Source organism: Acidovorax sp. Root70 (genome assembly GCF_001428225.1).
GTDB lineage: Bacteria > Pseudomonadota > Gammaproteobacteria > Burkholderiales > Burkholderiaceae_C > Acidovorax.
On sequence record NZ_LMHQ01000013.1, the window covers coordinates 49684 to 68282 of the forward strand.

An 18599-nucleotide genomic window follows, 5' to 3' on the forward strand; every position below is an offset into this window, starting at 1 on the left:
TTTATCTGAAGATCACGGTCTTGTGGCCGTTCAGGATCACACGGTGCTCGCTGTGCCACTTCACGGCGCGGGCCAGCACCTGGCTTTCGGTGTCGCGGCCCCGGGCGGTGAGGTCTTCCACCGTGTCGGTGTGGTCGGCACGGGCCACGTCCTGCTCGATGATCGGGCCTTCGTCCAGGTCGGCCGTCACGTAGTGGGCCGTGGCGCCGATCAGCTTCACGCCCCGGTCATGCGCCTGGTAGTAAGGCTTGGCGCCCTTGAAGCTGGGCAGGAAGCTGTGGTGGATGTTGATCGCCCGACCGGCCAATTTTTGACACAGATCAAGAGAAAGGACCTGCATGTAACGGGCCAGCACCACCAGTTCGGCCCCTTCGGCCTCGATAATCTCCAGCTGCCTGGCTTCGGCCTGGGGTTTGGTGGCGGCAGTCACCGGGATGTGGTGGAACGGAACGTTGTAGCTGGCCGCGAGCTGGTAAAAGTCGCGGTGGTTGCTGATGATGGCGCGGATGTCGATGGGCAGCAGGCCACTCTTGCAGCGGAACAGCAGGTCGTTCAGGCAATGGCCTTCCTTGCTGACCAGGAGCACGGTTTTCATCGGCGCTGCTGTGGCGTGCAGGCGCCAATGCATCTTGTAGGGCTCGGCAAACGCGGCCAGGCGGGTCTTGAGCGTTGCATGGTCATGCTGATCGCAGGCAAACTGCACACGCATGAAGAAGAGGCCGGTATCGTGGTCGTTGTACTGTGCTGCTTCTTCGATGTTGCCGCCGTGCTCCAGCAAAAAGCCCGAGACGGCGTGCACCAGCCCCAGGCGGTCGGGGCAGGACAGGGTAAGGATGTAGGCGTTGGTCATAGCTGTGCAATTGTCGCAGCAAGGGCCATGGACCGCGAAACCGTGGAACCGTGAATCCAACAAGGAGCGCAATGGGCAACGAGGGCTATGCCTCATCACTGGTCCCCTGGCGGGGCATGCTGCTGTACCTGGTGCTGGGGGTGGCCTGGGTGTTTGCGGGTGATGCGTTGCTGGCCCACTGGGTGTCCGACCCAGTCCTGCTGACCCGTTTTCAGACCTGGAAGGGCTGGGGCTATGTGGCGCTGACCAGCGGCCTGGCCTGGTGGCTGCTGCGGCGCATGCGCCGGGCCGAAAAGGTACGCATGGCCATGGCGCAGGAGCTGACGCAGATCGTGCGCCATGCGCCGGCCGGGTTTGTGCGGGTGGCGCTGGACGGCCGCTTTCTGTGGGCCAACACCCGCCTGTGCGACCTGCTGGGCGCCACTCCGGCGCAGACGCTGGGCCTCAATTTCCGCGATGTGATGATTGCCCAGGACCGCGACTGGGCCGCGTCCCAGTTGGAGCGCCTGCTGGCCGGCGAGATCGACCACTATGTGGGCGAACGCCATTGCCTGCGCCTGGACAACAACCGCCGGGTCCCCGTGCTGTGCACCGTGACGCTGGCGCCTGCCGTGGGGGACGAGCCTGCGCACCTGGTGTGTGTGGTGCAGGACCTCGACGAGATCAAGGCGGCCCGCGCTGCGCTGCAGCGCAGCGAGGCCCGCCAGCGCCTGGCAGCCACGGTGGTGGACAACACCATGGAAGGCGTGGTCGTGACCGACGCCGACAGCCGCATCCTGTCGGTCAACGCCGCGTTCACCCGCCTGCTGGGCTACACCGAGGAGGAGTTGCTGGGCAAGACGCCCCGCGTGTTCAAGTCGGGCCGCCACGACAAGGCCTTTTATGAAGCCATGTGGGCGGCGCTGACCGAGACCGGGTACTGGCAGGGCGAGATCTGGAACCGCCGCAAGAACGGAGAGATCTTCCCGGAGCACATGTCGCTGTCGGCGGTGCGCGACCCGGCGGGCGAGATTACGCACTACGTGTGCATGTTTACCGACATCTCCGAAGAAAAGGCCCAGCAGCGGCAACTGGAATATCTGGCGCACAACGACCCACTCACCGGCCTGTCCAACCGCACCTGGTTCGGGCACCAGCTGGAGCTGGCAGTGCAGGAGGCGCAGGTGAGCGGTGAGCACATTGCGGTGCTGCTGCTCAACCTGGACCGTTTCAAGGACGTGAACGACAGCTATGGCCATGCCACGGGCGACGAAGTGCTCAAGCACATTGCGCGGCAGGTGCAGTCGGCCCTGCGGCCCGGGGATGTGCTGGGGCGCATGGCGGGCGACGAGCTGGCCGTGGTGGCGCGCCACCTGCGCCATGCCGACGGCGCCGCCGCCGTGGCGCGGCACCTGATCCGCGCCGTGGCCGAGCCCTGGCGCTCACCCGACGGGCTGGAGGTGGTGGCCGGCGTCAGCGTGGGCATCTGCATGTTCCCCGAGCACGCAGGCACCACCGAGCTGCTGTTGCAGGGCGCCCACGCGGCGGTCTACGGAGCCAAGGCGCGGGGGCGGGGCGCCTGGTGCTTCTTCCATGAGGCCATGACCCAGGCGGCTCGCGAGCGGCTGGAGCTGGAGTCGCGCCTGCGCCTGGCGCTGGCCCAGGGCCATCTGCAGATGTACTACCAGCCCCAGATCGACATTGCCACGGGCCGCATCCAGGGCGCCGAAGCCCTGGTGCGCTGGAACGACCCGCAAGAGGGGCTGATCTCGCCCGCTCGCTTCATCCCGGTGGCCGAGACCTCGGGCGTGATCGGTCCGCTGGGTGAATGGGTGGTGCGCGAGGTCTGCCGCCAGGGCCAGCAATGGCGCGATGCGGGGCTGCCCGAGTTGACGCTGGCGCTGAACGTGTCGCCGCGCCAGTTCCACCTGACCGATCTGGCCGGCTGCACGGCGGCCGCGCTGCAGGCCAGCGGCTTCCCGGCCGCGCTGCTGGAGCTGGAGATCACCGAAAGCGCGCTGGCCGAGCGCACCGAAGAGGCCCGCCAGGTACTGGTGCGCCTGCGGGAGCTGGGGGTGCGCATCGCGGTGGATGACTTTGGCACGGGCTACTCGTCGCTGGCACAGCTCAAGCGGTTTCCCATCGACGTGCTCAAGATCGACCAGGGTTTCATTCGCGACATTCCGCAAAGCGAGGACGACATGGCCATCAGCGCCGCCATCATCGCCATGGGGCACAGCATGGGCCTGTCGGTGCTGGCCGAGGGCGTGGAGACCGAGGGCCAGCTGGCCTTTCTGCGCGCCCGGGGCTGCGACGCCTACCAGGGCTACCTGTGCAGCCGCCCCGTGCCTGCCGATGATTTTGGGGCGCTGCTGCGCGCACAGGCGGTGCCTGCCGCTGCGGCTCAGGGTTGAAAAGGCGCGCTCAGACCTTTTGACCGGGCGGCGCAGGGCGCCATTGCTCGCGCAGCTCTGTGCATGCATCGCGCGGGGGCAGCGGCGGGGTCAGGACCACGGCATCTGCTTCTGCACCTGATTTGATAGCGGCTGAAGCATGTTCTACCTGCGCTATCACCACTTTTGACACCAAAGTTGCCGGCCAATGCGTTGGCACACCCAGGTGGCGCAGCACGTGGCCGCCGCCAGCCACCAGCAGCACCGTCTGGCCGGAGCGCAACGCCTCCTGGGCCGTCTGGGCCATGCTGGCGTCGCGGGCGATCTGGATGCGTGTCATGGGCGCTATTTGCGATGCGGGCAACAGGCCGCAATGGCCGTCCCGCACGGCCTGTTGCTGCTGCGCCAGCTCTGGGGCGGGCAGGTGCTGGTCCCAGGCGGTATTGGTCATGGCGGCGCGCATGCGGGCGCGGGGCAGGTTGCCACCCAGCACGGGCACCCCGGCGCCCACGGCGGCCATCACCACCGGGCCGTAGGCCTTCCAGGGCCAGGCAGCGTCGTCCCACTGCAGGGCGGCTTGGGCCTGCGCCTCGCTGGCATCGCGCGGCAGGCCCCGGGTGCTGTGGCCCCGCTCGGCCATTTCCATCACCAGGGCTGCAAGCTGACCGCGCCCGGCCAGCCAGACCACCGCCTCGCGCTGCAAACGCTGGTGGCCGGGCGCATCGTGCTGCTCGCCCAGCAACAGCACATCGGCGGGCAGGAGGTGCTGCAGGCGTTCGGTCCAGGACGCTGCGGACGACCCGGGACTGGCTGGGTTGGTCAGGGGTGGAGGCGGGGATGCCTTGGCGGGATGGCCCGCGCAGGCTGACAGGGCCCCCAGGCTGGTCAGCGCCCAGGCAGCGGCCCAGGGGCGCCAGGCCGTTGCAAGGGTGGCGAATGAGAGAAGGGGGTTCTGCGTGTGCATCCGGCCATGCTAGCGGGTGCAAACTTGACTTAAGTCAAGAGTTGCCCCATCCCCCTTGCCTACACTGCGCCATGCGCTCCAAGCCCTCGCTTTCCGCCAAGCTCCTCGCCATGGGCGCTGGCTTCCTGCTGGTGGCCCTGGCGTCCATTGGGTTGACGCTGTGGGTGACCTGGAAACTCGAGGGGGGCGCTGCTGCGGTGAACGAGGCGGGCCGCCTGCGCATGAACATGCTGCGCATGGTGCTGGTGTTGCAGACCGAGCCACCTGAGGCGGTGCGGGACCGGGCGCGCCAGTTCGACGCCAGCCTGGAGCTGCTGCGCACGGGCGATCCGTCGCGCCCACTGGCCGTGCCGTGGAGCGACGAGACGCGCATGCGGTTCGACGGCATCCGTGCCCGGTGGACCGAGGCTCGCGCAGGTTGGGTCAGCGCGTTGCCCCCGGACCGTGCACAGATCCTGGTGGAGGCCGATGCCTTTGTGCAACAGGTTGATGGCTTTGTGGACGCCATCGAGGTCCAGATTGCAGGCTGGACCGCCGCGCTGCACCTGTTCCAGCTGTTCATGATGGCACTGGCCATTGTGGCCGCCGTGACCTTCATGGTGATGAGCTATCTGCTGGTCATCAACCCCGTGGCGCGCCTGCAGCAGGCCCAGGTGCGCCTGCGCCAGGGCGAGCTGGGTACGCGCCTGCCCGTCGACACCGATGACGAGTTCGGCCAGCTCTCGGCGGGCTTCAATCTCATGGCGCACGCGATGCAGGCATCGCACGATGAGCTGGAACACAAGGTGCGGGAGAAGACCGCCAGCATCGCCGTGCAGAACCAGCGCCTGGCTGCGCTGTACGAGGTGAGCGCGCTGGCCTCGACCGCCAGCAGCCTGGAGCTGCTGGCGCAGGGCTTTGTCCAGCAGATCCGCCGGGTGGCGGGCGCTGACGCTGTGGCCGTGCGCTGGTCCAATGAGGCCAACGAGCGCTATGTGCTGCTGGCGGGTGACGGCCTGCCGGCGACCATGGCCGAGGGCGAGCATTGCCTGCACACGGGCAGCTGCCTGTGTGGTCAGCCGCAAGCCCAGGCGCGCACCCGGGTGATCCCCATCACACCGTCCACGGACGTGGCCCTGCCGCACTGCCGGGATGCCGGGTTTGAAACCATGGTCACTATCCCCGTCAAGATGCAGTTGCGCATGCTGGGCGAGGTCAATCTGTTCTTCCGCTCACCGGTCGAGATGACCGACGAACTGCGCGACCTGCTCGAAGCCATGACGCGCCATCTGGCCAGCGCCATGGAGGGCCTGCGCGCCACCGCGCTGGAGCGAGAGGCCGCTGTGGCCGAAGAGCGAAGCCTGCTCGCGCGCGAGCTGCACGACTCGATTGCCCAGTCGCTGGCCTTCCTGAAGATCCAGACCCAGCTGCTGCGCGACGCTGTGGCCCGGGGTGATGATGCCAAGCGCGACCGCAGCATCGGAGAGCTCGACATGGGCGTTCGCGAGTGCTACTCCGACGTGCGCGAGCTGCTGGTGCACTTTCGCACGCGTACCAGCGACGAGGACATCGAGTCCGCGCTGCGCGCCACGCTGTCCAAGTTCGAGCACCAGACCGGCATGGCGACCACGCTGGGCATGGTGGGCCACGGCTTGCCGCTGGCGCAGGACGTGCAGATCCAGGTGTTGCACATGGTGCAGGAGGCGCTGTCGAACGTGCGCAAGCATTCGGGCTCCACGCGGGTCGATTTGCTGGTGCACCGCCACCCGCGCTGGCGCTTCGAGGTGCAGGACAACGGCACCGGCTTTGACGTCACCTCCGTGCCGCCCGATTCGCTGCATGTGGGCCTGGGCATCATGCGCGAGCGGGCCCAGCGCATTGGCGCCGTCGTGCAGGTGGAGTCCACACCGGGGCAGGGTACCCGCGTGTGCATTGAGTTGCCCTCCGTGGCGCCTGCCCAGGCAGTCGCTTTTGCCAAGACCACAGCGCCGGAGGCCGCAGCCGCTCCACAATCTGCCCCCACACCATGACGACCCACTCACCGCCCCTTACCTCCACGTCGGCGCCGGCCGCCACGCCAGTCACGCTGCTGGTGGTGGACGACCACACGCTGTTCCGGCGCGGGCTGACCGCGCTGCTCGAGCAGTACGAGGGCCTTTCTGTCGTGGGCGAGGCAGGTGACGCGGCGCAGGCCCTGCGGCTGGCACCCCAACTGCAGCCCCAGGTGATCCTGCTCGACAACCACCTGCCCGGCGTGATGGGTGTGGATGCCATCCAGGGTCTGCGCGAAGTGTCGCCCGCATCACGTGTGCTCATGCTGACGGTGAGCGAGGACGCGCAAGACCTGGCAACCGCCCTGCGCAACGGCGCGCAGGGCTACCTGCTCAAGACCATTGATGGCGACCTTTTGGCTCAGGCCATACGCCGCGCTGCCCGCGGCGAGCCCGTGGTCAGCCCTGAGCTGATGGGCAAGCTGGTGGCGGCATTCCAGTCACAGGGCGCCCCCGAGGTGACGCCTCCATCGCCCCCGCCAGCCGACGCCCCAGGGGTGGCCGCCAACGGATTCACCCCCCTGTCGCCGCGCGAAGAAGACGTGCTGCGCGAGATTGCACGCGGCGCGAGCAACAAGGAGATCGCGCGCACGCTCGACATCGCCGAGACCACAGTGAAGATTCACGTGCAGCACATCCTGCGCAAGCTGGGTCTGAGTTCGCGCGTGCAGGCGGCGGTGTACGCATCGGACCGCCAGCGCGTGGAGTAGCGCAGCTAGCAGCCCGCACGGTGCCTGCGGCGGGATCTCTTGTTCCCATGGCTCGGGCGCGCGCAGGTCGGTCCGTCTGCAGTGCCTTGAACGAAATCCAGAGACCGGCCTTCGGTAAGAAATGCATTGAAGTTGTCATTTCTATTCGATATAAAACCGGCTCTGGTCCCCGGTGTGCTCTGCGGCTGCTTTTTGCAAGGCCATAGTTCTTTCGAACGATGGCTATCTCCCAGTGACTACTCCTTCTGCCGCGTTGCGCATGTCCTAGCGAAGGATGGGCAAGGTCTCCGAAAAGAGGGACTATTCCTGTCATGCAAAAAGAGAGGAATCGTGCAATGGCAAACGCAACTCTGCCCCCGGGCGACAGTCCGCAACGCACGCGTCAGGCATGGTCAGTGCTCATCGTGAGCACCTTCGCCTTCACCGTCTGCTTCATGGTCTGGATGATGTTCGGCGTCATCGGGATCCCCATCAAGAAAATGCTCAACCTGAACTCCACGCAGTTCGGGTTGCTCATGTCCATGCCCGTGCTCACGGGCTCGCTGGTGCGGGTGCCGTTGGGCATCTGGACCGATAAGTTCGGCGGCCGCATCGTGATGGCTGCCGTCATGGCCACCACCGTGCCCGCCATCTGGCTCATGAGCTACGCCACGGAATACTGGCACTTCCTCACCATCGGCCTGTTCGTGGGTCTGGCGGGGGGCTCGTTCTCGGTGGGTACGCCCTATGTGGCGCGCTGGTTCCCCAAGCACCGCCAGGGCACGGCCATGGGCGTGTATGGCGCGGGCAACTCGGGGGCAGCCGTCAACAAGTTCGTGGCGCCCGTCATTCTGGTGGCCTTTGGCTGGGCCATGGTGCCGCAGGTGTATGCCGCCATCATGCTGGGCACGCTGGTGCTGTTCCTGCTGTTCAGCCACAGCGACCCGGCCCACCTGGTGCCCAGCAATGTCAAGTTCACCGACCAGCTCAAGGCGCTGAAGGACCCCAAGGTGCTCAAGTACTGCCAGTACTACAGCATCGTGTTCGGCGGCTATGTGGCGCTGTCGCTGTGGATGGTGCAGTACTACGTGGGTGAGTTCGGCCTCGACATTCGCGTGGCGGCACTGCTGGCTGCCTGCTTCTCGCTGCCCGGCGGCGTGCTGCGCGCCATCGGCGGCATGCTGTCTGACAAGTACGGTGCCCACAGCGTGACCTGGTGGGTGATGTGGGTGAGCTGGATCTGCCTGTTCCTGCTGAGCTACCCACAGACCGACTTCACCATCCTCACCGTCAACGGCGCCAAGACCTTCCATCTGGGCCTGAACGTGTATGCCTTCACCGGCCTCATGTTCCTGCTGGGCATCTGCTGGGCCTTCGGCAAGGCCAGCGTCTTCAAGTACATCAGTGATGACTACCCCAAGAACATCGGTGCCATCAGCGGCATCGTGGGCCTGGCCGGTGGCATGGGTGGCTTCATCCTGCCCATCCTGTTTGGCGCACTCATGGACCTCACGGGCGTTCGCTCCAGCGCCTTCATGCTGATGTACGGCGTGGTGTGGGTCTCGCTCATCTGGATGTACTTCACCGAAGTGCGCCGCACCCCCGTCATGGGTTCGCAGGACGCTGCTGCGTCGGCGACCACCCGCTGATTTTTTAAAGGACTCTCACCATGTCTGCCACCACCACCAGCGGGCGCCAGGGGCGCCTGCTCACCCTCTGGACCCCGGAGGACAAGACCTTCTGGGAACGCGAGGGCGAAGCCGTCGCCAAGCTCAACCTCTGGATCTCGGTGCCCGCGCTGTTCCTGGCCTTTGCCATCTGGCAGGTCTGGAGCGTGGTCGCCGTGAGCCTGCCGGGCCTGGGCTTCAAGTATTCGACCAACCAGCTCTTCTGGCTGGCCGCGGCGCCAGCACTTTCGGGTGCCACGCTGCGCATCTTCTATTCGTTCATGGTGCCGCTGGTCGGTGGCCGCCGCTGGACGGCCATCTCCACAGCTTCGCTGCTGATCCCCGCGATCGGCATCGGCTTTGCGGTGCAGGACAACACCACGGCCTACCCCACCATGCTCATCCTTGCGCTGCTGTGCGGCCTGGGTGGTGGCAACTTCAGCTCCAGCATGGCCAACATCAGTTTCTTCTTTCCGAAGGAGCGCAAGGGCTCGGCACTGGGCGTGAACGCGGGCCTGGGTAATCTGGGCGTCTCGGTGGTGCAGTTCCTGAGCCCGCTGGTCGTCACGGCCGGCATTTTCGGCATCTTTGGTGGCGAAGGCCAGAGCATCGTGAAGAACGGCAGCACTGTCCAGGTGTGGACGCAGAACGCCGCCTTCATCTGGGTGCCATGGATCGCCCTTACGGCATTGGCGGCCTGGTTTGGCATGAACGACATTGCCGACGCCCGCGCCTCGTTCGCTGCACAGGCCGCCATCTTCAAGCGCAAGCACAACTGGCTGATGTGCGTGCTGTACCTCGGCACCTTCGGCTCATTCATCGGCTACGCCGCAGGGTTCCCGCTGCTCATCAAGAGCCAGTTCCCCAACATCAATCCCCTGGCCTATGCCTGGCTGGGCCCGCTGGTGGGCGCCGTGATCCGCCCCTTTGGCGGCTGGCTGGCCGACAAGCTCGGCGGCGCACGCGTCACGCTGTGGAACTTCATCGTCATGGCGATTGCCGTGGTGGGGGTCACCGTGTTCCTGCCATCGGGTGGCAATGAGGGCCAGTTTGGCGGCTTCTTCGTGTGTTTCCTGGTGCTGTTCCTCACCACCGGCATTGGCAACGGCTCCACCTTCCGAATGATCCCCGTGATCTTCCTGACCGAAGCCATGCGCGGTGTGGACCCCCGCAACGCAGCCGCCGTGGCCCAGGCCAACAAGGAGGGCAACACCCTGGGCGCCGCCACGCTGGGCTTTACCGCCGCCATGGCTGCCTATGGCGGGTTCTTCATCCCCAAGAGCTATGGCAGCTCGATCGCATTGACGGGCAGCCCCCATGCCGCGCTGTGGACGTTCTTTGCCTTCTACATCGTTTGCATCGTGATCACCTGGTGGCACTACGCGCGCAAGAACGCCGCCATGCCTTGCTGAAGACCCCCTGAACAGAACAGAACAAGGAGCCCCCGATGAGTCATTTTCTTGATCGCCTCTCGTACTTCTCGCAACCGCGCGAGACCTTTGCCCAAGGCCACGGCGAGACCAACGGCGAAGACCGCACCTGGGAAGACGCCTACCGCGACCGCTGGGCACACGACAAGATCGTGCGCAGCACCCACGGCGTGAACTGCACGGGCTCCTGCTCGTGGAAGATCTACGTCAAGGGCGGCATCGTGACCTGGGAAACCCAGCAGACCGACTACCCCCGCACCCGCCCCGACCTGCCCAACCACGAGCCCCGCGGCTGCGCTCGCGGCGCTAGCTACAGCTGGTATCTGTACAGCGCCAACCGCGTGAAGTACCCCATGGTGCGCGGCCGTTTGCTCAAGCACTGGCGTGCCGCCATTGCCCTGGCCAAGAGCCCCGTGGATGCCTGGGCTGCCATCGTCGAGAACGACGCCTCGCGCAGCGAATGGCAAAAGCAGCGGGGTCTGGGTGGCTTCGTGCGCAGCACCTGGGACGAAGTCAACCAGATGATCGCCGCGGCCAACGTCTACACCATCAAGAAGCATGGCCCTGACCGCATCATCGGCTTCTCGCCCATCCCCGCGATGTCGATGATTTCGTACGCTGCCGGTTCGCGCTACCTGAGTTTGATCGGTGGCGTGTGCATGAGCTTCTACGACTGGTACTGCGACCTGCCACCCTCCAGCCCGCAGGTGTGGGGCGAGCAGACCGACGTGCCCGAGTCGGCCGACTGGTACAACAGCTCCTACATCATTGCCTGGGGCTCCAACGTGCCCCAGACGCGCACGCCCGATGCGCACTTCTTGACCGAGGTGCGCTACAAAGGCACCAAGGTCGTGTCCATCACGCCCGACTACTCCGAAGTGGCCAAGCTGGGTGACCTGTGGATGCACCCCAAGCAAGGCACCGACGCCGCCGTGGCCATGGCCATGGGCCACGTGATCCTGAAGGAGTTCTACTTCAAGGACGGCGGCAAGGGCCGCAGCACCTACTTCGACGACTACGCACGCCGCTACACCGACCTGCCGCTGCTGGTGGTGCTGAAGGAAAAGACGCTGCCCGATGGCAGCAAGGCCATGGTGCCCGACCGCTATGTGCGCGCCAGCGACTTCCCGGGCCAGCTCGACCAGTCCAACAACCCCGACTGGAAGACCGTGGGCTACGACGAGCTGGGCCAGGTCACGCTGCCCAACGGCTCCATCGGCTTCCGCTGGGGGGCTGACGGCCGCGCCGATCAGGGCCTGTGGAACCTGGAGAACAAGGAAGCCCGCACCGGCAACACCGTCAAACTCAAGCTGTCGGTGATCGAAGACGGCGCGCAGGCGCATGACGTGGCGAAGGTGGCCTTCCCGTACTTCGGTGGCGTGCAGACGCCCAATTTCACGGCCAACGAACAGGGCAGCGATGTGATGGTGCGCCCCGTGCCCGTGACGCACCTGGAACTCGCAGGCCATGAGGCCCAGGGCCGCGTGATGGTGGCCACCGTGTTCGACCTGCTGGCCGCGAGCTACGGCATCGACCGCGGCCTGCCTGGTGAAGAACCCGGCGGCAGCTACGACGCGGACCGCCCCTACACCCCTGCCTGGCAGGAAAAGATCACGGGTGTGCCGCGCGACCAGATCATCACCGTGGCACGCCAGTTTGCCGACAACGCCGACAAGACGCATGGCAAGTCCATGGTCATCATCGGCGCGGCCATGAACCACTGGTACCACAGCGACATGAATTACCGCGGCATCATCAACATGCTGATGATGTGCGGTTGTATCGGCCAGAGCGGCGGCGGCTGGGCGCACTATGTGGGCCAGGAAAAGCTGCGGCCCCAAACCGGCTGGACGGCGCTGGCCTTTGCCCTCGACTGGATCCGCCCACCCCGCCAGATGAACAGCACGAGCTTCTTCTACGCCCACACTGACCAGTGGCGCTACGAGAAGCTGGGCATGGAGGAAATCCTCTCGCCCCTGGCCGACAAGAAGGCCTACCACGGCGCGCAGATCGACTACAACGTGCGCGCCGAGCGCATGGGTTGGTTGCCTTCGGCGCCCCAGCTCAAGACCAGCCCGCTGCAGGTGGCCAAAGACGCCGCTGCCAAGGGCATGGAAGCCAAGGATTACGTGGTGAAGTCCCTGAAGGATGGCAGCTTGCAGATGAGCTGCGAGGACCCGGACCACCCCGACAACTGGCCGCGCAACATGTTCGTTTGGCGCTCCAACATCCTCGGGTCATCGGGCAAGGGGCATGAGTACTTCCTCAAGCACCTGCTGGGCACGACCCACGGTGTGCAGGGCAAGGACCTGGGACAGGACGAAGCCAAGCCCGAGGAAGTGCAGTGGCACTCCAAGGCCCCCGAAGGCAAGCTGGACCTGCTGGTCACGCTCGATTTCCGCATGAGCACCACCTGCCTGTACTCTGACATCGTGCTGCCCACGGCCACCTGGTATGAGAAGAATGACCTCAACACCAGCGACATGCACCCCTTCATCCACCCACTGTCCACCGCGGTGGACCCTGCCTGGCAGGCCAAGAGCGACTGGGAGATCTACAAGGGCTTCGCCAAGGCCGTGAGCGAGGTCAGCGTGGGCCACCTGGGCGTAGAAAAGGACGTGGTGCTCACGCCCATCATGCACGACACGGCGGGCGAAATGGCCCAGCCCTTTGGCGTGCGTGACTGGAAGAAGGGCGAGTGCGAACTCATCCCCGGCAAGACCGCGCCGCAGGTCACGGTGGTCGAGCGCGACTACCCCAACCTCTACAAGCGCTTCACGGCCCTGGGTCCCTTGATGGACAAAGCCGGTAATGGCGGCAAGGGCATCGGCTGGAACACGCAGACCGAAGTCGGCCAGCTCGGCGATTTGAACGGCCGCGTGAAGGAAGAGGGCGTGACGCAAGGCATGCCCCGCATCGTGAGCGACATCGACGCCACCGAGGTGGTGATGATGCTGGCCCCCGAAACCAACGGCCACGTGGCCTGCAAGGCCTGGGAAGCCCTGGGCAAGCAGACCGGCCGCGACCACGTGCACCTGGCGCTGCACCGCGAGGACGAGAAGATCCGCTTCCGCGACATCCAGGCGCAGCCGCGCAAGATCATCAGCTCGCCCACCTGGTCGGGCCTGGAAAGCGAAAAGGTCAGCTACAACGCCGGTTACACCAACGTGCATGAGCTGATCCCATGGCGCACCCTCACGGGCCGCCAGCAGTTCTATCAGGACCACCCCTGGATGCGCGACTTCGGCGAAGGCTTTGTGAGCTACCGCCCACCCGTGCATCTGAAGACGCTGCACGAAGTCGAGGGCAAGAAGCCCAACGGCAACCGTGAGATCCAGCTGAACTTCATCACGCCGCACCAGAAGTGGGGTATCCACAGCACGTACAGCGACAACCTGATGATGCTCACGCTGAATCGGGGCGGCTCGGTGGTGTGGCTGAGTGAAGACGACGCGAAGATCGCAGGCATCGTGGACAACGACTGGGTCGAACTCTTCAACTCCAACGGCGCCATTGCGGCCCGCGCGGTGGTGAGCCAGCGTGTGAACCCCGGCATGGTGATGATGTACCACTCGCAAGAGAAGATCATCAACACCCCCGGCTCCGAGATCACCGGCACCCGTGGCGGTATCCACAACTCGGTCACGCGCATTGTGCTCAAGCCCACCCACATGATTGGTGGCTACGCGCAGTACAGCTACGGCTTCAACTACTACGGAACCATCGGCACCAACCGCGACGAGTTCGTGCTGGTGCGCAAGATGGACCGCGTGGACTGGCTGGACGACGAAGTGTCCGACACCGGCGCGCACGCCTGAAGCCGAAGACAAGGAGAAACACGATGAAAATTCGCGCACAAATCGGCATGGTGCTGAACCTGGACAAGTGCATCGGTTGCCACACCTGTTCCGTCACCTGCAAGAACGTCTGGACCAGCCGCCCCGGGGTGGAATACGCCTGGTTCAACAACGTCGAGACCAAGCCCGGCATCGGTTACCCCAAGGAATGGGAAAACCAGGACAAGTGGAACGGCGGCTGGGTACGCAGCCCTGACGGCTCCATCGCGCCCCGCCAGGGTGGCAAGTGGAAGCTGCTCATGCGCATCTTCGCCAACCCCAACCTGCCGCAGATCGACGACTACTACGAGCCCTTCACGTTCGACTACGACCACCTGCAGTCGGCGCCTGAAAGTAAGGCCGCGCCCACAGCCCGCCCCCGCAGCCTCATCACCGGCAAGCGCATGGAGAAGATCGAGTGGGGCCCGAACTGGGAAGAAATCCTGGGCGGTGAGTTCGCCAAGCGCAGCAAGGACAAGAACTTCGACGATGTCCAGAAGGACATCTACGGCCAGTTCGAGAACACCTTCATGATGTACCTGCCGCGCCTGTGCGAGCACTGCCTGAACCCGGCGTGCGTGGCGTCGTGCCCGAGCGGCTCGATCTACAAGCGCGAGGAAGACGGCATTGTGCTGATCGACCAGGACAAGTGCCGCGGCTGGCGCATGTGCGTCAGCGGCTGCCCCTACAAGAAGATTTACTACAACTGGCAATCGGGCAAGGCCGAGAAGTGCATCTTCTGCTACCCCCGCATCGAAGCCGGCCAGCCGACCGTGTGCTCGGAAACCTGCGTGGGCCGTATCCGCTATCTGGGCGTGCTGCTGTATGACGCAGACCGCATCCAGGAAGCCGCCAGCGTGGAGCGCGACCGCGACCTGTACCAGGCGCAGCTCGACATCTTCCTGAACCCGAACGATCCGGACGTCATCAAGCAGGCGCGCATCGACGGCATCCCCGACAGCTGGATGGACGCAGCGCGCAACAGCCCCGTCTACAAGATGGCCGTGGACTGGAAGGTGGCCCTGCCGCTGCACCCCGAGTACCGCACGCTGCCCATGGTCTGGTACGTACCACCGCTCTCGCCCATCACAGCGGCCGCTAACGCAGGCCATGTGGGTGTGAATGGCGAGATCCCGGACGTGTCGCAACTGCGCATCCCTGTGCAGTACCTGGCCAACCTGCTCACTGCCGGCGACACCGGCCCCGTGGTGCGGGCGCTGGAGCGCATGCTGGCCATGCGCACCTACCAGCGCGACAAGCACGTGGAGCAGCGCCAGAACCTGACGGTGCTCAAGCAGGCGGGCCTGTCGATGGCCGAGGTCGAGGAGATGTACCACGTGATGGCCATTGCCAACTACGAGGACCGCTTTGTCATCCCATCGGCCCACCGCGAGTACGCCGAGAACGCGTTCGACATCCGCGGCGGTTGTGGCTTCTCGTTCGGCAACGGCTGCTCGGATGGTGCCACCGAAACCAGCATGTTCGGCGGCAAGAAGCCCCGCACGATCCCGATCAAAGCGACCGTTTGAGTGCGACGGAAGGAATCACCATGTTCAAAAAGAACCCGACCTCCGTGCGATTGACCCTGCGGGCCCTGGGCTACCTGCTCAGCTATCCCGATGCACAGCTGCGCAGCGTGATGCCGCAGCTGATCGATGCGCTGCAGGCAGAGCAGGCCCTGACCGCCGAGCGCATGGAGGAGCTGAAGGCTGTGTGCCAGCACCTCGCGGCGCTGGACCCGCTGGAAGCCGAAGCCCGCTACGTGGATAACTTCGACCGAGGCCGCCAGACCTCGCTGCACTTGTTCGAGCATGTGCACGGCGACTCGCGCGATCGGGGCCCGGCGCTCATCGACCTGATGCAGACCTACGAAAAGGCCGGCCTGCAGTTCGAGGCCGACGAGTTGCCAGACCACCTGCCCGTGGTGCTGGAGTTCGCCTCCACCCAGCCGCCCGAAGTGGCCAAGGAATTCCTGGGCGAGATGGCCCACATCCTCAATGCGCTGTTCAGCGCGCTCGTGGCGCGCAACAGCCCCTACGCCAGCGTCATTGCCGCCGTGCTCGAAGTTTCGGGTCAGCGCGTGCAGTCGGTCGCGCTGACGCCCGAGCCGCCTATGGACGAAGTCTGGGCAGAGCCCGAAGCGTTTGGCGGTTGCAGCACCCAGGGCCAGTCCAAGCCTGACCAGCCGCAACCTGTGCATTTTGTCCGTACCCCCCGCGCCGAGCGGGCACCAGAAGGAGTCTCCGTATGACCGCCTGGCTTGATACCCTGTTGTTTGGCATCTATCCCTATATTTGCCTGGCCGTTTTCTTCATTGGCAGCTGGGCGCGTTTCGACCGCGACCAGTACACGTGGAAGAGCGATTCGTCGCAGCTGCTGCGCACCGGCAGCCTGCGCTGGGGCAGCAACCTGTTCCACATCGGCGTGCTGTTCCTGTTCTTCGGGCACACCTTTGGCATGCTGACGCCGCACTTTGTGTATGAGCATTTCATCAGTGCAGGCAACAAGCAGCTCATGGCCATGGTCTCCGGGGGCATTGCGGGCTTGCTGGCCTTTGTGGGCATCTCCATTCTGTTGCACCGCCGCCTGTCGGACGCGCGCATCCGCGCCACATCCAAGACCAGCGACATTGTTCTGCTGATCCTGCTCTGGCTGCAGCTGGCGCTTGGCTTGGCCACCATCCCGCTGTCGGCACAGCATCTGGACGGCTCCATGATGATGAAGCTGGCCGAGTGGGGCCAACGGGTGGTGACGTTCCGCAGCGGCGGGGTGGAGCTGCTGGCCGAGGCCGGCTGGATCTTCAAGGCCCACATGTTCCTGGGCATGAGCATCTTCCTGATTTTCCCGTTCACCCGCCTGGTGCACGTCTGGAGCGGCTTTGGCACGCTGGCCTATGTGCTGCGTCCCTACCAGGTGGTGCGTGCGCGCCGTCTGAACCTGCCTGCAGGCCACATGCAGTCGCAAGACCGCCGCGCCTGAAACCCACTGATTCCCAAGGAGTACACCATGAGCGGATGTGGAACCGGGAGCTGCGGATGCGGCTCCACAGACAGTAGCGCGGCGGCAGCCACTGCCAGCACGCTGACGCCCACGCAGTCGGCAGCCTATGAAGCCTTGGCCGCAACGATGGATCAGGCACCGCCACTGGCTGCGCCGTCGCCCGATGCCGGTCACCCGCGCGGTCTGGTGGCTGACATCGCGCGCATCAACGGTGTCGCCCTGAATGCGGCGCACGAGTTGCTGGATGAGGAGGCTCTGCGTCAGCGGGCCTGCACAGAACTGCTGCGGCAGGCTGCTCAGCAGGCAGGGTTGCTGTCGGCAGACGATGTGCCGGGCTCCGAGGGCGCGATCAGCACCGAGGCCTCGGACGCGATCGAGCAGCTGCTGGACCGCGAGCTGCCCGTCCCTGATCCGTCAGAGGAAGCTTGCCGACGCTACCACGAGGCCCACCCTGCGGCACACGCCCAGGGCGAGCGCGCACAGCTGCGCCACGTGCTCTTTGCCGTGACGCCGGGCGTGGATGTGAAGCAGCTGCGCCTGCGGGCAGAGGCCATGCTGATCGACTTGCGCTGCGCAGACGATGGTGGTGCCAAGTTCGCCGAGGCAGCCGCCCAGTGGTCCAACTGCCCCAGCGGCCAGCAGGGCGGCGACCTGGGCTGGTTGACCCGTGCCGACTGCGCGCCAGAGTTCGCCCGCGAGGTGTTTGGCAGCGCCGAGATCGGCGTGCTGGCGCGCCTGGTGCACAGCCGCTTTGGCCTGCACGTGGTGGAAGTGGTGGCCCGCGACCCCGGGCAGCAGCCCTCGTTCGAGGAAGTGCGCCAGGCCATCGCGCTCACCCTGCGTCAGCAGGCCTGGGTGAATGCGCTGCGCCAGTACCTGCAGCTGCTGGCCGGTGCGGCCGTGGTGGATGGTGTGGCACTGGACGCGGCGGATACCCCGCTCGTGCAGTAATTGCATCGCCCCTCTCCGTTACCGATTGCCCGCCCCATGCCCGACGAGTTGCTGGACCGTTTGCGCAGCTTCCATGACGACGCCTTTCCCCAGTATCGCCAGCAGTTCCAGGCGCTGGTGGATGAGGGGCAGCATCCCACCACCTTGTTCATTGGCTGTTCCGACTCTCGCCTGGTGCCCTACCTGCTCACAGGCGCAGGGCCGGGTGAGCTGTTTCTGGTGCGCAATGTGGGGGCCTTCATTCCGCCGTATGACGGATCGCATGGCCACCATGGCACCACGGCGGCCATCGAATTTGCGGTGCTCAACCTGAAGGTGCGCCGCATCGTGGTGTGCGGCCACAGTCACTGTGGGGCTATCAAGGCGATGTATGGTGAGGTGTCACCCGAGGCGCCCAACCTGAACCACTGGCTGGACCTGGGGCGCGAGGCCTTGTTGCCCATGCAACCGGGCCCCGAAGTGCTGCGCCGCACCGAGCAGCGCGCCGTGGTTCTGCAACTCGAACGCCTCATGGAGTACCCCATGGTGCGCAGCCGCGTGCAGTCGGGCCAGATCAGCCTGCATGGCTGGCACTATGTGATCGAGGACGGCGAGGTCCATGTGTTCGATGTACAGACCGGTGGCTTTGTGCCTGCCTCGCAGTCCGACCACAGCGGCACCGGCCCCTATCAGCCGTATGTGGAGCATGACGGGCAAGTGCTGGTGGACGAGTGACCTGTCCCCCGCTTGCCAGGAGCCAGCATTCGGAGTGGAATGAGCGCTCCTTGACGGAACGCAACCCCGTTTCAGCGTGAAACCCAAATCATCGGC

Annotated in this window: 13 protein-coding genes; 11 read left to right on the forward strand and 2 right to left on the reverse strand. The window is 65.4% G+C overall.

The features are described from left to right. Position 1 precedes the first annotated feature (1 nt). The gene (gene purU / locus ASD94_RS09590) at positions 2-850 is read right to left on the reverse strand and encodes a formyltetrahydrofolate deformylase (RefSeq protein WP_056641942.1); all 849 of its coding nucleotides are present in this window, start codon (positions 848-850) and stop codon (positions 2-4) included. 71 nt (positions 851-921) lie between these two features. On the opposite strand from purU, the gene ASD94_RS09595 reads away from it, so the two are divergent. Beyond that, on the forward strand, positions 922-3243 hold the full coding sequence (locus ASD94_RS09595; protein ID WP_056641946.1) for a bifunctional diguanylate cyclase/phosphodiesterase: 2322 nt from the start codon (positions 922-924) through the stop codon (positions 3241-3243). A 10-nt stretch (positions 3244-3253) separates the two neighbouring features. Here the strand turns inward: ASD94_RS09595 and ASD94_RS09600 are convergent, their stop codons facing one another. Next, complete coding sequence (locus tag ASD94_RS09600; RefSeq protein ID WP_056641950.1) at positions 3254-4186, reverse strand: ChaN family lipoprotein; 933 nt, start codon at positions 4184-4186, stop codon at positions 3254-3256. Between the two features lie 71 nt (positions 4187-4257). Between ASD94_RS09600 and ASD94_RS09605 the strand changes: the two genes are divergently transcribed. The 10 genes from ASD94_RS09605 to ASD94_RS09650 all read left to right on the forward strand — a co-directional run bounded on the left by ASD94_RS09605 (position 4258) and on the right by ASD94_RS09650 (position 18503). Further along, positions 4258-6195, forward strand: a complete 1938-nt coding sequence (locus ASD94_RS09605; protein WP_056641953.1) for a type IV pili methyl-accepting chemotaxis transducer N-terminal domain-containing protein — start codon at positions 4258-4260, stop codon at positions 6193-6195. Next, a complete protein-coding gene (locus ASD94_RS09610) occupies positions 6192-6926 on the forward strand; it encodes a response regulator (protein ID WP_056641956.1) in 735 nt (244 codons plus the stop codon). The genes ASD94_RS09605 and ASD94_RS09610 overlap by 4 nt, the downstream gene beginning before the upstream one ends. A gap of 335 nt (positions 6927-7261) precedes the next feature. Beyond that, positions 7262-8554 carry a nitrate/nitrite transporter gene (locus ASD94_RS09615; protein WP_056641957.1) on the forward strand — a complete coding sequence of 431 codons (1293 nt, stop codon included), beginning with the start codon at positions 7262-7264 and terminating at the stop codon, positions 8552-8554. A gap of 20 nt (positions 8555-8574) precedes the next feature. Further along, a complete protein-coding gene (locus tag ASD94_RS09620; RefSeq protein ID WP_056641958.1) occupies positions 8575-9984 on the forward strand; it encodes a NarK family nitrate/nitrite MFS transporter in 1410 nt (469 codons plus the stop codon). A 35-nt stretch (positions 9985-10019) separates the two neighbouring features. Beyond that, entirely contained in the window at positions 10020-13820 is a 3801-nt protein-coding gene (locus ASD94_RS09625) for a nitrate reductase subunit alpha (RefSeq protein ID WP_056641962.1), read from the forward strand. Positions 13821-13843: 23 nt separating this feature from the next. Continuing rightward, entirely contained in the window at positions 13844-15367 is a 1524-nt protein-coding gene (gene narH / locus ASD94_RS09630; RefSeq protein ID WP_056641968.1) for a nitrate reductase subunit beta, read from the forward strand. 20 nt (positions 15368-15387) lie between these two features. Beyond that, the gene (gene narJ, locus ASD94_RS09635; protein ID WP_056641971.1) at positions 15388-16089 is read left to right on the forward strand and encodes a nitrate reductase molybdenum cofactor assembly chaperone; all 702 of its coding nucleotides are present in this window, start codon (positions 15388-15390) and stop codon (positions 16087-16089) included. Continuing rightward, positions 16086-16817 carry a respiratory nitrate reductase subunit gamma gene (narI, locus tag ASD94_RS09640; RefSeq protein WP_056641974.1) on the forward strand — a complete coding sequence of 244 codons (732 nt, stop codon included), beginning with the start codon at positions 16086-16088 and terminating at the stop codon, positions 16815-16817. Before narJ ends, narI begins: the two co-directional genes overlap by 4 nt. Before the next feature lie 27 nt (positions 16818-16844). Beyond that, a complete protein-coding gene (locus ASD94_RS09645) occupies positions 16845-17789 on the forward strand; it encodes a peptidylprolyl isomerase (RefSeq protein ID WP_200954217.1) in 945 nt (314 codons plus the stop codon). Between the two features lie 36 nt (positions 17790-17825). Next, positions 17826-18503 (forward strand): carbonic anhydrase, encoded by a 678-nt coding sequence (locus ASD94_RS09650; protein WP_056641977.1) that lies wholly within the window; start codon positions 17826-17828, stop codon positions 18501-18503. Positions 18504-18599 lie beyond the last annotated feature (96 nt).

What these genes read in the sequence shown, in the direction of transcription:
- ASD94_RS09605 (WP_056641953.1), top strand. Translation starts at nt 4,258, where the DNA reads ATGCGCTCCAAGCCCTCGCTTTCCGCCAAGCTCCTCGCCATGGGCGCT.
- ASD94_RS09620 (WP_056641958.1), top strand. Translation starts at nt 8,575, where the DNA reads ATGTCTGCCACCACCACCAGCGGGCGCCAGGGGCGCCTGCTCACCCTC.
- ASD94_RS09615 (WP_056641957.1), top strand. Translation starts at nt 7,262, where the DNA reads ATGGCAAACGCAACTCTGCCCCCGGGCGACAGTCCGCAACGCACGCGT.
- ASD94_RS09650 (WP_056641977.1), top strand. Translation starts at nt 17,826, where the DNA reads ATGCCCGACGAGTTGCTGGACCGTTTGCGCAGCTTCCATGACGACGCC.
- purU (WP_056641942.1), bottom strand. Translation starts at nt 850, where the DNA reads ATGACCAACGCCTACATCCTTACCCTGTCCTGCCCCGACCGCCTGGGG.
- ASD94_RS09645 (WP_200954217.1), top strand. Translation starts at nt 16,845, where the DNA reads ATGAGCGGATGTGGAACCGGGAGCTGCGGATGCGGCTCCACAGACAGT.
- ASD94_RS09625 (WP_056641962.1), top strand. Translation starts at nt 10,020, where the DNA reads ATGAGTCATTTTCTTGATCGCCTCTCGTACTTCTCGCAACCGCGCGAG.
- narI (WP_056641974.1), top strand. Translation starts at nt 16,086, where the DNA reads ATGACCGCCTGGCTTGATACCCTGTTGTTTGGCATCTATCCCTATATT.
- ASD94_RS09610 (WP_056641956.1), top strand. Translation starts at nt 6,192, where the DNA reads ATGACGACCCACTCACCGCCCCTTACCTCCACGTCGGCGCCGGCCGCC.
- narJ (WP_056641971.1), top strand. Translation starts at nt 15,388, where the DNA reads ATGTTCAAAAAGAACCCGACCTCCGTGCGATTGACCCTGCGGGCCCTG.
- ASD94_RS09595 (WP_056641946.1), top strand. Translation starts at nt 922, where the DNA reads ATGGGCAACGAGGGCTATGCCTCATCACTGGTCCCCTGGCGGGGCATG.
- narH (WP_056641968.1), top strand. Translation starts at nt 13,844, where the DNA reads ATGAAAATTCGCGCACAAATCGGCATGGTGCTGAACCTGGACAAGTGC.
- ASD94_RS09600 (WP_056641950.1), bottom strand. Translation starts at nt 4,186, where the DNA reads ATGCACACGCAGAACCCCCTTCTCTCATTCGCCACCCTTGCAACGGCC.